General features: G+C 33.5%; 19 protein-coding genes. 1 reads left to right on the forward strand and 18 read right to left on the reverse strand.

Going from position 1 to position 17,911, the window contains the following annotated elements:
- Positions 1 to 98 precede the first annotated feature (98 nt).
- The 18 genes from hisIE to BUB89_RS07095 form a co-directional block, all read right to left on the reverse strand.
- A complete protein-coding gene (gene hisIE, locus BUB89_RS07010; RefSeq protein ID WP_073243414.1) occupies positions 99 to 698 on the reverse strand; it encodes a bifunctional phosphoribosyl-AMP cyclohydrolase/phosphoribosyl-ATP diphosphatase HisIE in 600 nt (199 codons plus the stop codon).
- A 75-nt stretch (positions 699 to 773) separates the two neighbouring features.
- On the reverse strand, positions 774 to 1,529 hold the full coding sequence (gene hisF, locus BUB89_RS07015) for an imidazole glycerol phosphate synthase subunit HisF (protein WP_073243416.1): 756 nt from the start codon (positions 1,527 to 1,529) through the stop codon (positions 774 to 776).
- Between the two features lie 55 nt (positions 1,530 to 1,584).
- A complete protein-coding gene (locus BUB89_RS07020) occupies positions 1,585 to 1,950 on the reverse strand; it encodes a four helix bundle protein (protein ID WP_073243418.1) in 366 nt (121 codons plus the stop codon).
- Between the two features lie 157 nt (positions 1,951 to 2,107).
- Positions 2,108 to 2,833, reverse strand: a complete 726-nt coding sequence (hisA, locus tag BUB89_RS07025; protein ID WP_073243420.1) for a 1-(5-phosphoribosyl)-5-[(5-phosphoribosylamino)methylideneamino]imidazole-4-carboxamide isomerase — start codon at positions 2,831 to 2,833, stop codon at positions 2,108 to 2,110.
- A gap of 7 nt (positions 2,834 to 2,840) precedes the next feature.
- Complete coding sequence (gene hisH / locus BUB89_RS07030) at positions 2,841 to 3,434, reverse strand: imidazole glycerol phosphate synthase subunit HisH (RefSeq protein WP_073243422.1); 594 nt, start codon at positions 3,432 to 3,434, stop codon at positions 2,841 to 2,843.
- 72 nt (positions 3,435 to 3,506) lie between these two features.
- A complete protein-coding gene (gene hisB, locus BUB89_RS07035) occupies positions 3,507 to 4,643 on the reverse strand; it encodes a bifunctional histidinol-phosphatase/imidazoleglycerol-phosphate dehydratase HisB (protein ID WP_073243424.1) in 1,137 nt (378 codons plus the stop codon).
- Positions 4,644 to 4,675: 32 nt separating this feature from the next.
- On the reverse strand, positions 4,676 to 5,092 hold the full coding sequence (locus tag BUB89_RS07040; protein WP_073243426.1) for a DUF2846 domain-containing protein: 417 nt from the start codon (positions 5,090 to 5,092) through the stop codon (positions 4,676 to 4,678).
- A 73-nt stretch (positions 5,093 to 5,165) separates the two neighbouring features.
- Positions 5,166 to 6,215: a histidinol-phosphate transaminase gene (gene hisC / locus BUB89_RS07045; protein ID WP_073243428.1), complete on the reverse strand. Its 1,050-nt coding sequence runs from the start codon at positions 6,213 to 6,215 to the stop codon at positions 5,166 to 5,168.
- A gap of 84 nt (positions 6,216 to 6,299) precedes the next feature.
- Entirely contained in the window at positions 6,300 to 7,598 is a 1,299-nt protein-coding gene (gene hisD / locus BUB89_RS07050; protein ID WP_073243430.1) for a histidinol dehydrogenase, read from the reverse strand.
- Between the two features lie 95 nt (positions 7,599 to 7,693).
- A complete protein-coding gene (hisG, locus tag BUB89_RS07055; RefSeq protein WP_073243432.1) occupies positions 7,694 to 8,551 on the reverse strand; it encodes an ATP phosphoribosyltransferase in 858 nt (285 codons plus the stop codon).
- A 404-nt stretch (positions 8,552 to 8,955) separates the two neighbouring features.
- A complete protein-coding gene (locus BUB89_RS07060) occupies positions 8,956 to 9,435 on the reverse strand; it encodes a DUF2231 domain-containing protein (protein ID WP_073243435.1) in 480 nt (159 codons plus the stop codon).
- 30 nt (positions 9,436 to 9,465) lie between these two features.
- A complete protein-coding gene (locus BUB89_RS07065) occupies positions 9,466 to 10,584 on the reverse strand; it encodes a VIT1/CCC1 transporter family protein (protein WP_073243437.1) in 1,119 nt (372 codons plus the stop codon).
- 10 nt (positions 10,585 to 10,594) lie between these two features.
- Positions 10,595 to 11,983, reverse strand: coding sequence for a sensor histidine kinase (locus BUB89_RS07070; protein WP_073243439.1), 1,389 nt, complete (start codon positions 11,981 to 11,983; stop codon positions 10,595 to 10,597).
- Positions 11,984 to 11,988: 5 nt separating this feature from the next.
- The gene (locus tag BUB89_RS07075; RefSeq protein ID WP_073243441.1) at positions 11,989 to 12,657 is read right to left on the reverse strand and encodes a response regulator transcription factor; all 669 of its coding nucleotides are present in this window, start codon (positions 12,655 to 12,657) and stop codon (positions 11,989 to 11,991) included.
- A gap of 1 nt (position 12,658) precedes the next feature.
- A complete protein-coding gene (locus tag BUB89_RS07080) occupies positions 12,659 to 13,975 on the reverse strand; it encodes a DUF3570 domain-containing protein (RefSeq protein WP_073243443.1) in 1,317 nt (438 codons plus the stop codon).
- 33 nt (positions 13,976 to 14,008) lie between these two features.
- Positions 14,009 to 14,218, reverse strand: a complete 210-nt coding sequence (locus BUB89_RS07085; RefSeq protein ID WP_174799723.1) for a DUF4266 domain-containing protein — start codon at positions 14,216 to 14,218, stop codon at positions 14,009 to 14,011.
- The gene (locus BUB89_RS07090) at positions 14,219 to 15,202 is read right to left on the reverse strand and encodes an FAD:protein FMN transferase (protein ID WP_073243445.1); all 984 of its coding nucleotides are present in this window, start codon (positions 15,200 to 15,202) and stop codon (positions 14,219 to 14,221) included.
- Positions 15,202 to 15,636: a thioredoxin family protein gene (locus tag BUB89_RS07095; RefSeq protein ID WP_073243447.1), complete on the reverse strand. Its 435-nt coding sequence runs from the start codon at positions 15,634 to 15,636 to the stop codon at positions 15,202 to 15,204. Before BUB89_RS07095 ends, BUB89_RS07090 begins: the two co-directional genes overlap by 1 nt.
- Before the next feature lie 172 nt (positions 15,637 to 15,808).
- Between BUB89_RS07095 and BUB89_RS07100 the strand changes: the two genes are divergently transcribed.
- Positions 15,809 to 17,911, forward strand: coding sequence for an LTA synthase family protein (locus BUB89_RS07100; protein ID WP_073243449.1), 2,103 nt, complete (start codon positions 15,809 to 15,811; stop codon positions 17,909 to 17,911).

Below are 17,911 nucleotides of genomic sequence, written 5' to 3' on the forward strand. Positions count from 1 at the left end.
ACAGATTGGTTTTTGGTGGAAAAATAAAAACGAGTCTATAAAGTGTTTTTTGACACTTATAAACTCGTTTTCACTATAATTAACACAAAATAAGGCTGCTATTTCTGACGACTCTTTAAAACATTAATTACATCATTAAGTTTGTAACCTTTAGCTTGTAATAAAATCAAATAATGGAAAAGCAAATCGGCACTTTCGCTTAAAAACAAATTATCGTTTGCATCTTTAGCTTCAATAACCACTTCTACAGCTTCTTCACCTACTTTTTGTGCAATTTTATTAATTCCTTTTGCAAAAAGAGAAGCTACATAACTTTGCTCTGAATCGGCATTTTCTCTTCGGCTTTGGATAGTGTCTTCTAAATTCGAAATAAATCCGTAGCTTTCTTCGTTTGCAGTTTGCCAGCAAGTATCAGCACCTGTGTGACATGTAGGGCCAACAGGTTTTGCCTGAATTAACAAGGTATCTTCATCACAATCATTTTTGACATCTACCAAGTTCAAAAAGTGACCACTTTCTTCACCTTTTGTCCAAAGACGCTGCTTTGAACGGCTGTAAAAAGTTACTTTTCCTGTTTCGATTGTTTTTTGATACGCTTCGGCATTCATGTATCCTAACATCAAAACATTTTTTGTTTCACTATCCTGAATAATGGCAGGAATTAATCCGTGTGCCAATCTTGAAAAATCTATTTCCATTAATTTAAAATTTGAGATTAGAAGTTAGAAATTAGAAATAAAAGAAAGAAGATGAATACTTCTGACTTCTTATTTCTAAATTCTAACCTCAATATTGTTATTTTTAAGTTCTTTTTTCAAAGCCTTGATTTCGATTTCTTTAAAATGGAAAACGCTTGCAGCTAAGGCAGCATCCGCTTTTCCTTCGATGAAAGTGTCTGCAAAATGTTGCATATTCCCTGCTCCTCCCGAAGCAATAATGGGAATGTTAACTAAACCGGACAATTTAGCCAAAGCTTCATTAGCAAATCCATTTTTAGTTCCGTCGTGATTCATTGAGGTAAAAAGGATTTCTCCGGCGCCTCTTTGCTCCACTTCTTGTGCCCAGTCAAATAACTTAATATCTGTTGGCACTTTTCCACCTACTAAATGCACGATCCACTCACCATCAATTTGTTTGGCATCAATCGCTACTACCACACATTGGCTTCCAAATTTCTGAGCCAAATCATTAATTAATTGCGGATTTTTTACTGCCGAGGAATTAATAGAAACCTTGTCGGCTCCGTTTTGCAAAAGCACTTCCACATCCGAAACTGCCGAAATTCCACCACCTACAGTAAATGGAATATTAATGGTTGCAGCTACTTTTCGAACCAAGTCAACCAAAGTACGTCTTCTTTCCTCTGTAGCTGAAATATCCAAAAACACCAATTCATCCGCACCTTCATCCGAATAAATTTTGGCTAATTCCACAGGATCACCTGCATCGCGCAAATCTACGAAATTAACTCCTTTAACAGTTCTTCCGTTTTTGATATCCAGACAAGGTATTATTCTTTTTGTTAACATTATTTAAAGTTAGAGGTTAGAGGTTAGAATTTAGAAGTCCATAACCGAGAAAAAATTACTTTAATTTACTTTTTGCTGTATTAATTGAGGCTACTATTATTGCAACCAGCTCATTTGCTTCTTTACATAATCTTATCATTTCATTCTTTATATTTTCATCGCCCAAATCATATAGCTCCAATAAAATTTCAATAAAAAAATGACTTTCATCTGCTTCTTCTTCAACTATCTTTAATTTATTAATAAAATCGGCTGTAGACTTTCCTCTTTGAGAAGCTCTATAATTTGCACCAACGGAACTAGAACATCTTATTAATTGATTTACGTAGGCATTATATTCTCTTGTATGAGGAAAATTTCTGCATAGTTTACCGCAATCAATTGCAAATTTTTTAGTTCGTGCTTTTAAATCTTGCGCCATAATTTTAAAGTTAGAAGTTATTTGAGATAAGAGGTTAGAAGTTAGAAGTACGAAGTTAAAAATAAATTTGAAGCGATGATTTTCTATTCCAACCACTTCTAATCTCTAACTTCTTATTTCTAACCTTTTTTCACTTCTAATTTCTAACCTCTTATTTCTAACCTTGTATTATATAACCTTCTAATTGTTTCAACGAAATCCTTCCTTCATAAATCGCTTTTCCAATTATTGTTCCTTCGCAGCCTATTTCGGCCAGTTTAGGCAATTCATCAAAAGTAGAAATGCCACCAGAAGCAATTAATTTTAAACCTTTGGCTTGTGCCAAAATTTTAGCGTATAAGTCAAAACTTGGACCTTCCAGCATTCCGTCTTTAGCAATATCGGTACAAATTACGTATTCAATTCCTTTAGACTGATAGTTTTGAATAAAAGGAACTAAATCTTCATTTGATTCTTCTAACCAACCAGAAACGGCTACTTTCTCGTTATTAGCATCCGCTCCTAAAATAATTTTATCAGCTCCAAATGTACTAATCCACTGTTCAAAAACTTCTCGGTTTTTTACAGCTATACTTCCGCCTGTGATTTGGTTAGCTCCACTTTCGAAAGCGATTTTTAAATCAGCATCTGCTTTTAATCCACCACCAAAATCAATTTTTAAACTAGTTTGCGTCGCGATTTGTTCCAATATTTTATGGTTTACAATTCGGCTGGACTTGGCTCCGTCTAAATCTACCAAATGTAAATATTCGATTCCGTGTGCTTCAAACTCTTTAGCGACTTCAAGCGGATTTTCGTTGTATATAATCTTGGTATTGTAATCCCCTTTCGATAAACGAACACATTTTCCGTCGATGATGTCTATAGCTGGTATTATTCTCATTGTTAAGTTAGAAGTTAGGAGTTAGAAGTAAGAAGTTTTTTAAAATTTGTTCACCCACATCACCACTTTTTTCCGGGTGAAATTGTGTTCCAAAGAAATTTTTATTTTCTAAGGCCGATGAATAAGGTAATTCATAATCAGTTGTAGCAATGGTTTCTTCACATAATGGCGCATAAAAACTGTGAACCAGATACATGTATTCTTTTTCAGCTATTTCCTTAAACAAATCCGATTTTAGATTATAAATCGTATTCCAACCCATTTGTGGTACTTTCACTTTTGGTGTAAACTTAATAACATCTACATCAAAAATCCCTAAACCATCAGTGTTGCCTTCCTGAGTATGTTTACACATCAATTGCATTCCCAGACAAATTCCCAAAACAGGCTGAGTAAGTATTGGAATCAAAGTGTCTAATCCACTTTCTTTAAGCATTTTCATCGCATAACTTGCCTCACCTACACCCGGGAAAATAACTTTATCGGCTGCTTTGATTTCCTCAGGATTATTGGTTAACACAGCCGAATAACCAAGCCTTTCTATTGCAAACAGAATGCTTTGAATGTTTCCTGCTCCGTAATTTATGATAACTATTTTCATTATTCTAAGTTAGAAGTCAGAAGTTAGAAGTTGGAAGTTTCGAACCTCCCACTTCTAATTTCTAACTTTATTTTATAACATTCCTTTCGTACTTGGCAATATCATTTTTTCGGTGTCACGTTTTACCGCTACTTTTATCGCTTTCGCGAAAGCTTTAAAAATCGCTTCAATTTTATGATGCTCGTTATCGCCTTCCGCTTTGATATTGATATTGGCTTTTGCACCGTCAGAAAATGATTTGAAAAAGTGAAAAAACATCTCTGTTGGCATTTTACCCACCATTTCACGTTTGAATTCGGTTTCCCAGATCAACCAGTTTCTACCACCAAAATCGATGGCCACTTGTGCCAAACAATCGTCCATTGGTAAACAAAAACCGTAACGCTCAATTCCTAATTTATTTCCTAAAGCCTTAGCATAGACTTCACCTAAAGCAATCGCAGTATCTTCAATCGTGTGGTGTTCATCCACTTCTAAATCTCCTTTTACTTTAATGTCAAGATCCATTTGTCCATGACGTGAAATTTGATCCAGCATGTGGTCGAAGAATGCAATCCCTGTATCGATGTTGCTTTTTCCGGTTCCGTCCAGATTCAATTTGATGTAGATATCTGTTTCGTGTGTTTTTCTGGTAATTGAGGCAGTGCGTGCTTCTAATTTCAGGAACTCATATATTGTTTTCCAATCGGTAGATTGCAATGCAATAACAGCATCCAGTTCTTCTCTTTTAGCACTAATTTCGGCACTTCCGGCTCCATCAGTAGTATTTAAGAAGATGGCTTTTGCACCAAGGTTTTTAGCTAATTCAATATCGGTAAGTCGGTCACCAAGAACAAATGAGTTTGCCAAATCGTAGTTCGGATTATCAATATACTTCGTCAACATTCCTGTACGGGGCTTGCGTGTTGGCGCATTGTCTTCCGGAAAAGAACGGTCGATGAAGATATCATCAAAAAGCACTCCTTCATTTTGAAACGCTTTCAGAATAAAATCCTGTGTTGGCCAAAAAGTATCTTCAGGGAAACTTTCCGTTCCTAAACCATCCTGGTTAGTAACCATTGCTAATTCATAATCCAATTCGCTAGCAATTTTAGCCAAATATTGAAATGCTTTTGGATAAAATTCTAATTTCTCCAGGCTGTCTAATTGGTATCCTTCCGGTTCTAAAACAATCGTTCCATCACGATCTATAAAAAGTACTTTTTTCATTTATTTTGTAAATTAATATAGTCTATCTTAATTTAAAGACATTTTGTATCTTCTTCCATATTCGATATTTTTTGTGTTGCTGTATTTTCAGTTACTTCTTCACAATAAATATTATTAATAAAAAGACCCGTTTCAAAAACCAGTTGCACATAAGTAATTTTTCCTGGCTCTACCTGAACTTCGAATTTCTCCGCTTTTTCTTTTGATTTTTTTCCTCCAAATTGAACTGAACATTCATGTTTACCAGCAGGAACTTCATGAATAGAATACTTTTTATTATTCAGGCTGCATACAAATTCTCCATCAATAAAAGTTTTAAATGCCACTGCAGAACCTTGAAAACCTGTAGATCGCAAAAAATAAATTTTACCGGTTTGTGAATTTTCTTGAGCCGAAACAAATGAAGTAACCACTAACGAAATTAAAATTGAAAGTATTATTTTTCTCATTTTTTTATATTTATTGTTTTTATTTTACTACAGATTATATCGATTTAAAAATTATAATCGGTGATCTGTTTTTTTATTTCAATTCCTTTAAAGCCTCCATCAACTTCATATTCTCCTCTTCCGTTCCAATGGTCAAGCGCAAAGTATTTTCGCAAAGTGGTTGTGTGGTTCTGTTTCTGATTACAATTCCTTTTGCAATTAACTCATCATATCTTTTGTTAGCATTATCAACTTTTATTAGAATAAAATTCGCTTCCGTTGGATAAATTTTTTCCACAAAAGAAACCTCATTTAAAACTTGCAATAAAGCTTCTCTTTGTGCTATAATTGAGGCTATTTCACTATCAATTTTAGATTGATCTTTTAATCTTTCTAAAGCTCTTTGTTGCGTCAATTCGTTTACGTTATAAGGAGGTTTGATTTTATTCAACACCGCAATAACTTCAGCTGAACCATAACAAATTCCCAAACGAATTCCTGCCAAACCATACGCTTTAGACAAAGTTTGTGTAATGATTAGATTTGGATATTGATCCAATTTGGCTAACCAACTCGCCTTTTCAGAAAAGTCAATATAAGCTTCGTCAATTACCACAAAACCATTGAATTTTTCCAATATTGTTGTTACGCTTTCAGTAGTAAAAGAATTCCCTGTTGGGTTATTTGGAGAACACAAAAAGATGATTTTAGTGTTTGGCGTTACCGCTTCTAAAATTGCCTCCACTCTTGGTTGGAAACTTTCAGAAAGCAATATTTCTTTGTGTTCTACGTTGTTGATATTGGCCAAAACACCATACATTCCGTAAGTAGGCGGTAAGGAAATTACATTGTCTTCTTTTGGCTCACAAAAAGCTCTAAAAAGTAAATCCAGTACTTCGTCACTTCCATTTCCCAGCAAAATTTGCTTTGGACTCAATCCTTTATTTTTGGCTAAAACCACTTTTACACTCGCTTGTTGCGGGTCCGGATAGCGGTTAACCCCATTTTGATACGGATTTTCATTGGCATCCAAAAAAACCATATTAGCAGTATCAAAATCTTCAAACTCATCACGTGCAGACGAATAAGGCTTCAGCACCTTAACATTGTCACGAACTAAATTATTTATATCGAAATTTTTCATTTTCTTTTTTTAAAAAGAGCAAAGAAAATAGAGAATAGAACATAGACTGAGCTGTTGTTCAGATTCCTTTCTATTATCTTTTTTCTATATTCTATTATCTTTTTCTATCTGAGCTAAACGCAAACTCACTGCATTTTTATGCGCTTGTAAACCTTCGGCGTCTGCCATAATTTCAATGGCTTTTCCAATGTTTTGAATTCCTTCGGAAGATATTTTTTGAAAAGTCATCGATTTCATAAAACTATCGAGATTTACTCCGCTGTAATTCTTGGCATAACCATTCGTTGGCAACGTATGATTGGTTCCTGAAGCGTAATCTCCGGCACTTTCTGGCGTATAGTTGCCTATAAAAACAGATCCTGCATTCTGGATTCCATCTACATAGAAATCATTATTTGCAGTACAAACAATAAAATGTTCCGGTCCGTATTCGTTAATTAAATCTAATGCAACAGCATCATTTTCGACAAAAATCAGTTTTGAATTGGCAATGGCTTTTTCGGCAATGGCTTTTCTAGGTAGTACTTCTAATTGAATTTGGATTTCGTTTTCAACAGCATCCATCATGGTTTTAGAAGTTGAAACTAAAATTACCTGACTATCCGTTCCGTGTTCTGCTTGCGACAATAAATCAGAAGCTACAAAGGCTGGAACAGCCGTGTCATCAGCTACAACTAGTAATTCAGATGGTCCGGCAGGCATATCGATTGCCACACCAAATTGCGTTGCCAATTGTTTGGCTACCGTTACATATTGATTTCCGGGCCCAAAAATCTTGTACACTTTAGGAATTGCTTGTGTACCGAAAGTCATTCCTGCAATCGCCTGAATTCCTCCTACTTTGATGATTTTAGTAACACCACATAAATTAGCAGCATACAAAATCGCAGGATTTATATTTCCGTTTTTATCCGGAGGCGAACACAAAACAATTTCGCCACAACCTGCAATTTTAGCAGGAACAGCAAGCATTAGTACAGTTGAAAATAAAGGTGCCGTTCCTCCAGGAATGTACAAACCTACTTTTTGAATAGGTCTTTTTTCCTGCCAGCATTGTACGCCTGAAGCAGTTTCTACAGAAACACGAGTTGTTTTTTGTGCTTCGTGAAACTTTTCTACATTGGCTTTCGCCAAAGCAATCGCTTCTTTTAAATCATTTGGTAAACTAGCAACTGCAGCGTCGATTTCGGCAGCTGTTACTTCGATATTTTCAAATGAAACACCATCAAATTGCTTGGTATATTTGGCTACAGCCACATCTCCTTCTTTTTGAACAGCAGTAAAAATTTCTTTTACGGTTTGCTCAATATCGTTAACCGTTTTAGTGGGTCTTTCTAAAATAGAAACCCAGGTATCTGGTGTTGGATTGTATATTTTGTTCATTCTTGTGAGTTATGCGTTATGAGTTATGAGTTAAGTGTCAGTTATTATTCGATTACTTGAATACTTCTAACTCCCAGCTTCTAACTTCTAACTTTTTAAAGTACCATTTTCTCAATTGGGCAAACCAAAATTCCTTCGGCACCAGCTGCTTTCAATTGGTCAATAACTTCCCAAAAAGTATCTTTGTCAATCACCGTGTGCACACTACTCCAGCCTTCCTGAGCTAATGGCATTACTGTCGCGCTTTTTAAAACCGGAAGAATACTACTTACCGCTTCTATTTTATCGTTTGGCACATTCATCAAAATATATTTTGATTTACGGGCTCTTAAAACCGATTCGATTCTGAATTTTAAGGTATCAATGATTTTTTGAGAATCAGCAGAAACTTTTGGAGAAACGGCTAAAACTGCTTCGCTTTTAAAGATTACTTCTACTTCTTTCAAATTGTTTTTAAACAAGGTACTTCCGCTGGAAACGATATCTACAATAGCATCGGCTAAGCCAATGTTTGGTGCAATTTCTACCGAACCGGAAATTTGGTGAATATCAACTGTTACTCCTTTTGAATTGCAATAATCAATTACTGTGTTTGGATACGAAGTGGCAACACGCAAACCTTCTAAATCCTGAATAGAATTGTACTCAAATGTTTTTGGTACAGCAATAGAAACTTTACATTTAGAAAAACCTAATTTTTGAATTACTTCAATATTTTTTCCTTTTTCAACCAATAAATTGTCTCCTACAATAGCAATATCTACTACTCCATCAATTAAATATTGAGGAATATCGGAGTTTCTTAAATACAAAACTTCCAATGGAAAATTAGAAGCTTCGGCCTTTAACTGATCAATACCATTGTTGATAGAAATTCCCGCATCTTTAAGAATCTGGATACTTTCTTCGTTTAATCTGCCTGATTTTTGAATTGCAATTTTTAGCGTACTCATTGTTTTGTTTTTTTATATTTTATTGAATGTGTTTGAGTACAAAGGACTTAACACACAATGAAAAACCCGTTTGATGTACTCAAACGGGTTTATTAATATGATGACTTACACGCATACCATTAACACATCGCCTGAGAGCAATAATGTGAATGATGATGATGCAATTGATTTGATAACATTATGATTTTGTATTAATCTTAATTTTGTGCTGCAAATATAAGTGATAAAATAGTTACCACCAAATTTTTAATTTAACTAAATGTGTCGAAATTATTAAAAAAGAAATTTTCTTTTTCCCCATCCCTAAAGGATGAAAAATTTCTTTAAAATTCATCAAAATCACACTCTTCAGGAATAAGGAAAATTAATCTTGATGAATTTCAAACTCCAACTCTATTAATTAATTATTCCGGACTTTCAACATTAAGATTTTGAAACGCTTTTTCAGAACGAATTTCGGTATGGCGAATCTCTCCTCCTGATGTTCCTACTTTTGTAGAAAAGAATACAGCAACTAAAGCTATAATAGCAATAGCATACGAAAAGAATCCGGCTTTAGAATGTTTTTTGATATTGGTTATTAGTCCAATACTAGAAACAACTCCCAGTAAATACATGATAATTGCAAATTTCTCCGCTAATTCTTCATGATTATGGATGATTTCGTGACCAATATTTGGCATATCTTCGACTAATTCTTCAGCTCCTTCCCCTGTAGCCATACTAAAGACTGCGAAAATGGCAGCAATTATAAATAAAAAAAACGCGGTGTTTTTGACAGGAATATTTTTAAAATAAATTCCTCCTATTAAAACCAACAAACCTAAAATAGTACCAACGATTGGAAAATGATTTACCAACATGTGTAAGTGAGCGTCGTTCATAATAATCTTATTTTTTATATTAATTTTGTTTTAACCCGCTAAAGAAACCCCTATTAACGAACCTATTCCGTAAGTGACTGCAGCTGCAGCGAGACCAAATAAAACTTGTCTGAAACCTGAGAATAGAATTCCTTTCCCGGTCAGTAAAGTAATCGCTGCGCCAATACCAAAAAGACCAATAACACAGCTTCCTAAGCTCAATAAAATTGCTTTTTCTCCTTCAAGAAACAGAAAAGGATATAACGGAATAATTGCTCCAATTGAAAACAAAATAAATGATGCAATGGCTGCTTCCCAGGCTGAACCACCCAGTTCTTCTTTATCAATTCCTAATTCTTCGGTAATAATTGCATCTATCGCAGTATCGGGATTTTCAAATGCTTTTTCAGCTAATTTTTGCGCTTCATCCGCATTCATTCCTTTGGCTTGATAGAGCAAGACTAACTCTTTCTTTTCATCCTCAGGAGAAGCTTCCAGTTCTTCCATTTCTAAATCGATTTGGCGTTGGTTTAATTCTCTCGAACTTTGTACCGATAGCCATTCGCCTAATGCCATCGAAATTGATCCTGCCAAAAGTCCTGCAATTCCGGTTAACAGTACTGTATTATTGGAAACCGCAGCTCCAACAACTCCCATAACCAGACTCATATTAGAAACCAAACCATCATTAGCCCCTAAAACGGCAGCACGTAAAGCATTACCTCCAACTGATTTATGACGGCTTTCAAATTTAGACAATAAACCTCCTGAAACATTCAGAGCTTCATTTTGACTAACAGCTTCAATAATATTCAAATGATTGTGTTCAAAACCAGACGCTTTAATTCCTTTAACTTTTTTGTGTTTTATGGCATTTTCAGCAAATTCTTTTTCAATGTTAGACAAACTACTGATAATACTGCCGTAACCAAAATATTTTCCAGCTTTTAGCTGCCATTTAGCTCTTGTGGAAGCTTGTGGCATTTTGTAACTTTTCTCCATAGATTTTATTTTGGAAAGAATGTGATCAGCATGGCTATTTTCTATTTCGGCCAAACCATACAAAACTTTACTCAAATTTGGATCACTTTGAATGCTGGCAATATTCTGGTAAAGAAAAGCAGTATCTACTTCAGTCTGCAATTGATTTTTTAGCTTCTTTATATCCATTTTAAAAATATTAATTAGTAAAAGGAAAACTTAAGATAACTTGTGTGCCACTATTTTCTTTACTCGAAATTTCAATTTCAATATTTAGCAAAGTACATAATTTTCGAACAATAGATAAGCCTAATCCTGTTCCTTTAATTTCCGGATGACTTATGGAGTCAGAGCGATAAAACTGATGGAATATTTTTTCTAAATCAGCTTCAGCAATTCCTATCCCTTCATCAATAATAGCACATTTAATTGTATTATTTTCTTTATATAATTTAATAATTAAGACTGTGTCAGAATCTGAATATTTGATTGCATTCGAAATCAAATTAGTCAAAATAATAGACAGTAAATAAGGATCTGTATTTACTAAACTGTTTTTAGTGAATTCCGTTTTAATTTTAATTTTTTTCGCGTCTATAACAGTCGAAAACCTTGAAATAACTTCGAGAACAACACTATTTAAGGCTACATTTTCTATTTTAAGTGTTTGGTTTTGATTTTCAAATCTGGCTAATAACAGCAATTGATCCACCAGATGATTCAACCGATTAACTTCAGAAATACAATAATTAATTTTATCCTGATATTCTTGCTGATTACGGGGTTTTCTAATCAGGACTTCTAATGTTCCTTTAAGAACAGTTAATGGAGTTCTCAGCTCGTGAGAAGCATCTGAGGTGAATTGTTTTTCTCTCTCCACCGCATTTTCAATTCGATCCAATAAGTCATTTATAGTCTTGGATAGTATATACAATTCGTCTTTATTTTGCGGTAAAACAATCCGTTCTTTGAGATTGTCTTTAGTAATTTTGCTTGAAATTTCTGTAATTAGAGTTACCGGACTGATACTTCTTCCGGCAATCAATCTTGCAATGAGGAAAAGTAACAGTAATATTAACGGAAAAGCAATTAAGAGTGTTTCTCTTAAATTATTTAAAATCATTGTTGCATCATCCAGCGACATGGCAATAAATAAGTACCCGGTTACTTTATTTTTGTTTAGAAGCGGAACCTGAATTTGTCTTATGGGTTTTTTATTCAGGTAAGTGTCAATAAATTGATTGTTTAATTTTGTGGAATACATTTTAAGTTGCAGTCCTTTTAAATTGGGAGATTTATCAATTAATTGATGGTTAATATCTAAAAATTGTACAAAAACCGGATTCACATTTACAGTATTGTGTTCTCGTTCCCGCCATTCGTCCACTTGAATTAAATACGTTTCATTAGGGTCAAACTCAATTTCTTCTAAATGCTTATTGACTTCATCTGTAATATCTTCATTAATGTGACTATTTACACTATGATTAATAACATGATATATTACAAAAAAAACGACTCCTACCAGTAATCCGGTACTAATGATATAATAAAAAGCAATTCTGTTTTTGAATGAAAATGAAAACATAGCATTTAGTTTAAATCATTAGCAATATAGCCAACTCCCCTAATAGTTTTTATTAATTCTTCGTCTTTATTTAAATTTAATTTTTTACGAATGGAATTAATAAAAACATCTATAACACCCGTATCGTATTCAAAATGAATATTCCAGACATCCTCTATAATCTGAGTACGTGTGCAGACTTTTCCTTTGTTTTGAACCAAATAACAAAGTAATTCAAACTCTCGTTGAGTAAGATGAATTTCCTCTTTATTACTAATGACAAGATGTTTTGCCAGATTTATATCGATTGTGCCTAATCTCAATATTTCTGTTTCAGTTTGATTTCTAAAATGTACTTTTATTCTTTCGATTAATTCATCAAAACTAAATGGTTTTTTGATATAATCGTTAGCACCTGCCTGGAGTCCTTCAATAGTTTCCTGGATGGTATCTCTGGCAGTTAAAAAAAGAATGGGAGTTGTTTTATCCTGAATTCTAATAGCTTTACAAACTTCGAGACCAGTCATTTTAGGTAACATCCAATCCAGAAGGATGATATTTGCCTTTTGATTTAAAGCTTTTTCCAGTCCAGCCTCACCATCATTAGCAACCTCGACCGTGTAACCTTCCTCCTCTAAACCTTGTTGGAGAAAATTAGCAATTCCTATTTCATCTTCTACTATTAGAATTTTCATCTTATTGCATTATAAATTTAATTCCTAAAGATATGATATCTGCTTGTAAGCCGTCACTTCTGTCATAATGATTATATCTGAAATCTATATTTTTCAAGCCCAGTTTCCAGACTTTAGCATTTGTGAAAATATCAGTATAATTAATTCCAAAACCATATTGATTGGCATCAAAAGAAGATAAATCGTAATCAGAAGTGTAGTATTTCTCTGTTGATAAATGCGTATTTATTGGTGCAAAATAATCGGAAGCTGTTTGAATATAGTAACGATACATAGGGAAAACAGTAAACTTACTGCTAATTTTTACAGGTAATTCAATATTCGCGGTATGGGACTGGATGCCCCAATTATCAGAATAAAACCGATAATATGTTCGTAATACCATTCGCTCATTAATGTAATAATGCAATCTTGCCCCAATAGGTACTTTAAAACGACTATCAGGCAAGCGTTCAATATCATTTGCCAGCTGAAAATCATTGATAAAAGACGGATTAATATCTTTAAAATATACTCTTTGATAAGGTGTAGAAAGCAATCCCTGCTGTTGCAAAATATCTAAAAATACAGAAAGCTGTAGTTTTTTGGTAATAATTTGTGACAAGCTTAGAGAAACAGAATAGGAATTTCTGTTTTTATCCTGATGAAATGTAAACTGAGCAGGATTATAACTTGTATTTCCTGTAATGGTAAAATAATTAAAGATTCCTCCGTTTAAATTATTACCATTATCTTTAAAATCCTGTAATTCTTTAGGATATATAGGTTTCCAGGTATCTAAATAAGCACTTGCCGAAAGACTCAGTTCAGTATTTTTATCATTAAACTCTTTGGTTATTCCACCACCAAAACCAAGCGAAGAATAATCATATTCTTTTGAAGCAGAAATATGAGCATTCCAGATTGTATTTCTGTCATCTGAACTGGCTGAATAGGATAATGCTAAAGTAGCTAATTGATCAGATTGTGAGGCTCCTGAACTGGACTGCCAGGGAGTTGGGTTTTGAGTATCAAATGGATTAATATTACTGGATGAAGCTGAGGAATAAGCAGATATACCTACATCAGCAGTTAATATTTCATCATCACTCAAGGGCATCGCTACCACAATTGCAGCCGTTACATCGCTTAAGTTTTCTGTACCGCTTCCTCCTGAAACTGCCGAATGAATTCCGTCTTGCTGATAATAACTAGACAAAAAGTCAACTTCAGTAGTTTCTAAAACTCTTTTTTTGAAGCCCACTTCGGTAGCTTCTTTTTCTTGTGCAATACCTGAAAAAACAGAAAAAAGAAATAATATGAATGCTATTCTTTTCATACAAAAATTGGATTTATTATATCTTTTTTAGAATTAATTACAGCCACAGCCTCCGCCGGTTTTACCACCATTGGCTCCAGCCGATGCCTCTCTGTACACTTGAAAAGTAGTTTCAAATCTTTCAGATGTCCTTGCTGATAATTTCATATCCGGATCATTAATGGCTATTTTTTCATATTCTTTTACAGCTGAACAAGCTTGCAAACAAAATAAAACCAACAGACCAATTACTATTTTTCTCATTTAGTTAAATTTTTTAATATCAATATTTTTAGAAGTATGTATTTCGCCTTTGTCATCCACAATTATACACTCAATCCCTTTTAATTGATTGACTAAATCCAGTCCTGTTTCTACTCCCAAAACAAAAACGCCTGTGGCCAAAGCATCAGCAATTTCAGTTTGCCTGGCAAAAATGGAAACACTTACCACACCTTGAGCAGGGTAACCTGTTCTGGGATCTATGATATGTGCATAGCGGATACCATTAAAAATGACATATTTTTCATAACTGCCAGATGTTTCTACAGCACTGTCATCGAGTGAAAAAGTAGCAAAAATTTTATTTTTATTCATTGGATTGACAATCGCAACTGTCCAGGGTTTTCCGTTAGTTTGTTTTCCCCAGGCATTAATATCTCCTGAAACATTCACAATACCTGACAGGCAACCTTTATTTTTAAGTAATTCTTTAACTTTATCTGCAATATAACCCTGCCCTATTCCGCCAAGTCCCAGCTTCATTCCTTCCATTTTAAGAAATACTGTTTGCTCCTTAGCATTGAGAATGATTTTTTTATATCCAATTTTAGAAACCGAATTTTTGATTGCCTCTTCTGATGGCATTGTTGTCATACTGCCATCAAATTTCCATATTTTATCCATCGATGCATAGGAAATATCAAATGCTCCGGAAGTAATTTGGGAGACTTTAATAGCCCTTTCTATTAAATTAAATACTTCTTTATCTACTTTGACTGCTTTAATTCCTGCATTATTATTAACATTAGAAATTTGTGAACCCGGAATCCAATCAGAAATTAAATTTTCAATTCGTTTAACTTCAGCTACTGCCATATCGATATAAAAATCTGCCTGAATTGTATCTTTGGCAACCACTGTCATTTCAAATGGACTACCCAGCATCGATAATTTTCTTTTATGTGTAATTTGTCCAAAAGAAATAAAGCTTAAGCTAAAAAAAAGTAAACAGATGATGTTTTTCATTATTTTTCCAATGAATGAAGCAGTTGAATATAATCTGAAGCGGAGATATTTTTAAAACCTGTCATTCCTATTAATTCTTCATTTTTGTTTAAAAGAATAACCAATGGAAAGCTTCCGTTGCGATTGTATTTTTCAGCCAGTTTTTTGTTATTTTCTGCTTGTTCAGCAGTTAGTTGATTGGTTTTCTTTTTGGGAAAATCAGCTTTATAGATCACCCAGTTTTTATCGGATTCATTTTTAAAAGCTTCTGATTTCCAAACTACATTATCCAGCCGGATGCAAGGAGCACACCAATCAGAACCCGAAAAAACAAGAAGGATGTTTTTATTTTCCTTTAAAGCCTGAGCTTTGGCATCATCAAAATTAGTTTGCCAATTTTGAGCAAATCCAATTGAACTTAGCAATAGAAATAATAATAAAAATCTCTTTTTCATTTTATAACATTTAATTTATACCCCAAAAGTATTTCATTTATTAATATTAATGATTTATAAGAAGTTATTTTAAGGCAATCTTAATTTTATAACTTAAGCAAATCTTAAGTAAATACTAAATCAATCTTAAGCAAAAAAAACAAAGTTGAAAGTACTTTTGAAATAAAAAATAATGTCTTTTTTCAGAAAACTCAACTCGTTTTTTTATTTAGCATTCTTGTACCTGTTACTAAGTTTAGGATTAAGAATACTGCTCCTTTTTCATCCCATAACACAATCTTCTTTTTCAGGAATAGAAATTACAAAAATTCTTTCATTAGGCCTTGTTTCTGATATTTTTGTTTTTATACCTATTAGTAGTTTTTTATGGCTGTACCTTATTTTTATTTCTAATGCAAAATATCAGAAACCTTTTGGATACATTTATTTAGGATTATTAGTAGCACTATTTTTATACATTTTATCCGGAAAATCCATACTTACTGAATACGGCGGAGGTTTAGCTAAAGTTGGTTTAATTTTCATTGGAATCAAAACATTTTTATTCTCTTTATTACTTTTTTTACCCGGAAAACGGGATAAAATCCGGTATGGGTTATTTGCTTTTGTAATGTTCTTATATGTTGTTTTAATTTTACAAAATGCCATAAGCGAATACTTTTTCTGGAATGAATTTGGAGTGAAATACAATTTTATTGCTGTTAATTATTTGGTTTACACCAATGAAGTCATTGGAAATATCATGGAATCATATCCTGTGATTCCCATTTTTACTACTTTATTTTTAATAGCAGGGATTATTACTTATTTTATCATCAAAAGATCAAAGATTTATATCGAAAAAATTCCTTCTGTTTTTGAAAAAATCCAAATCACTTTTATTTATTTTCTGTTGTTCAGTATTTCACTTTGGGCTGTTCCTAATTTAGCTAAAGCAGAGAATGCAACAAATGTTTTCACTAATGAATTACAGGCAAACGGGATTTATCGCTTTTATCTGGCATATGAAAACAGTGAATTAGATTATTTTAAATTCTACAAAACCTTACCTGAAAATAAAGTTTACGAGTTATTAGCAAGACAAATTCCTCACATTATAAATTTTTCAACCGCTAGACAAATTCAGTCTAAAAGTGCTGAAATACACAAGAACGTAGTCTTGATTACAATTGAAAGCTATAGTGCTGATTTTATGAAAATGTACGGAAATGATAAAAACATCACTCCGTTTTTAGATGATTTAGCTACAAAAAGCTTAGTTTTTACTAATTTATATGCATCAGGAAACAGAACCGTTCGAGGACTTGAAGCAGTTACCTTATGTCTTCCTCCTACAGCAGGGGAAAGTGTGGTAAAAAGAAAAGACAATAAACACAAATTCTCTACGGGAAGTGTTTTTAAATCTAAAGGATATCAGGTAAAATACCTGTATGGAGGTGATGCTTTTTTTGATAATATGGAAGATTTTTTTAGTGGAAACAATTATAATATCGTAGACAAAAAAAGTTTCCAACCCGAAGAAATTACTTTTTCCAATATTTGGGGTGTTTGTGATGAAGATATGGTAAATAAAGCTATTCAAATCATGAATACCGAAGCTCAATCAGGAAAACCTTTTTTCAATCACTGGATGACGGTAAGTAATCACAGACCTTTTACGTATCCCAACAATAAAATTGATATTCCCGGAGACGCTAAATCCCGTGATGGGGGCGTAAAATATACCGATTACGCCCTGAAAAAATTCTTTTCGATGGCTCAAAAACAACCTTGGTTTAAGAATACTGTTTTTGTAATTGTTGCGGATCATTGTGCTTCCAGCGCAGGAAAAACAAAACTCCCCCTAGATAAATACCGAATTCCGGCGATGATTTATGCACCCGGATTTGTAAAACCAAAGCATTATATCCAACTGATGTCGCAAATTGACCTTATGCCTACTTTGTTTGGATTACTGAACTTCAATTACCAATCTAAATTTTTCGGACAGGATGTATTGAATAAGGACTACAAACCAAGAGCCTTAATTGCTACCTATCAGGATTTAGGTTTGATAAAAGACAATGTTTTAACCATCCTTTCGCCTAAGCAACAAGTAAAACAATATGAATTGATTTTGAAACCAAAAGAAGGTATAGAAGCCGATTGTCAGTTGTATTATGATGAAAAACCAATGAAAAAAGAAAGAATTGACTTAGTAAATGACGCAATTTCTTTTTATCAGACTGCCTCAGATGTTTTGAAGAAAAAGAAATACGAAAGACAGAAATTTTAA

This window comes from Flavobacterium flevense (assembly GCF_900142775.1).
Taxonomy (GTDB): domain Bacteria; phylum Bacteroidota; class Bacteroidia; order Flavobacteriales; family Flavobacteriaceae; genus Flavobacterium; species Flavobacterium flevense.

What these genes read in the sequence shown, in the direction of transcription:
- BUB89_RS07065 (WP_073243437.1), bottom strand. Translation starts at nt 10,584, where the DNA reads ATGGATATAAAGAAGCTAAAAAATCAATTGCAGACTGAAGTAGATACT.
- hisG (WP_073243432.1), bottom strand. Translation starts at nt 8,551, where the DNA reads ATGAGTACGCTAAAAATTGCAATTCAAAAATCAGGCAGATTAAACGAA.
- BUB89_RS07080 (WP_073243443.1), bottom strand. Translation starts at nt 13,975, where the DNA reads ATGAAAAGAATAGCATTCATATTATTTCTTTTTTCTGTTTTTTCAGGT.
- BUB89_RS07095 (WP_073243447.1), bottom strand. Translation starts at nt 15,636, where the DNA reads ATGAAAAAGAGATTTTTATTATTATTTCTATTGCTAAGTTCAATTGGA.
- hisH (WP_073243422.1), bottom strand. Translation starts at nt 3,434, where the DNA reads ATGAAAATAGTTATCATAAATTACGGAGCAGGAAACATTCAAAGCATT.
- hisC (WP_073243428.1), bottom strand. Translation starts at nt 6,215, where the DNA reads ATGAAAAATTTCGATATAAATAATTTAGTTCGTGACAATGTTAAGGTG.
- hisF (WP_073243416.1), bottom strand. Translation starts at nt 1,529, where the DNA reads ATGTTAACAAAAAGAATAATACCTTGTCTGGATATCAAAAACGGAAGA.
- BUB89_RS07100 (WP_073243449.1), top strand. Translation starts at nt 15,809, where the DNA reads ATGTCTTTTTTCAGAAAACTCAACTCGTTTTTTTATTTAGCATTCTTG.
- BUB89_RS07085 (WP_174799723.1), bottom strand. Translation starts at nt 14,218, where the DNA reads ATGAGAAAAATAGTAATTGGTCTGTTGGTTTTATTTTGTTTGCAAGCT.
- BUB89_RS07070 (WP_073243439.1), bottom strand. Translation starts at nt 11,983, where the DNA reads ATGTTTTCATTTTCATTCAAAAACAGAATTGCTTTTTATTATATCATT.
- BUB89_RS07060 (WP_073243435.1), bottom strand. Translation starts at nt 9,435, where the DNA reads ATGAACGACGCTCACTTACACATGTTGGTAAATCATTTTCCAATCGTT.
- BUB89_RS07020 (WP_073243418.1), bottom strand. Translation starts at nt 1,950, where the DNA reads ATGGCGCAAGATTTAAAAGCACGAACTAAAAAATTTGCAATTGATTGC.
- hisIE (WP_073243414.1), bottom strand. Translation starts at nt 698, where the DNA reads ATGGAAATAGATTTTTCAAGATTGGCACACGGATTAATTCCTGCCATT.
- BUB89_RS07090 (WP_073243445.1), bottom strand. Translation starts at nt 15,202, where the DNA reads ATGAAAAACATCATCTGTTTACTTTTTTTTAGCTTAAGCTTTATTTCT.
- hisB (WP_073243424.1), bottom strand. Translation starts at nt 4,643, where the DNA reads ATGAAAAAAGTACTTTTTATAGATCGTGATGGAACGATTGTTTTAGAA.
- BUB89_RS07075 (WP_073243441.1), bottom strand. Translation starts at nt 12,657, where the DNA reads ATGAAAATTCTAATAGTAGAAGATGAAATAGGAATTGCTAATTTTCTC.
- hisA (WP_073243420.1), bottom strand. Translation starts at nt 2,833, where the DNA reads ATGAGAATAATACCAGCTATAGACATCATCGACGGAAAATGTGTTCGT.
- BUB89_RS07040 (WP_073243426.1), bottom strand. Translation starts at nt 5,092, where the DNA reads ATGAGAAAAATAATACTTTCAATTTTAATTTCGTTAGTGGTTACTTCA.
- hisD (WP_073243430.1), bottom strand. Translation starts at nt 7,598, where the DNA reads ATGAACAAAATATACAATCCAACACCAGATACCTGGGTTTCTATTTTA.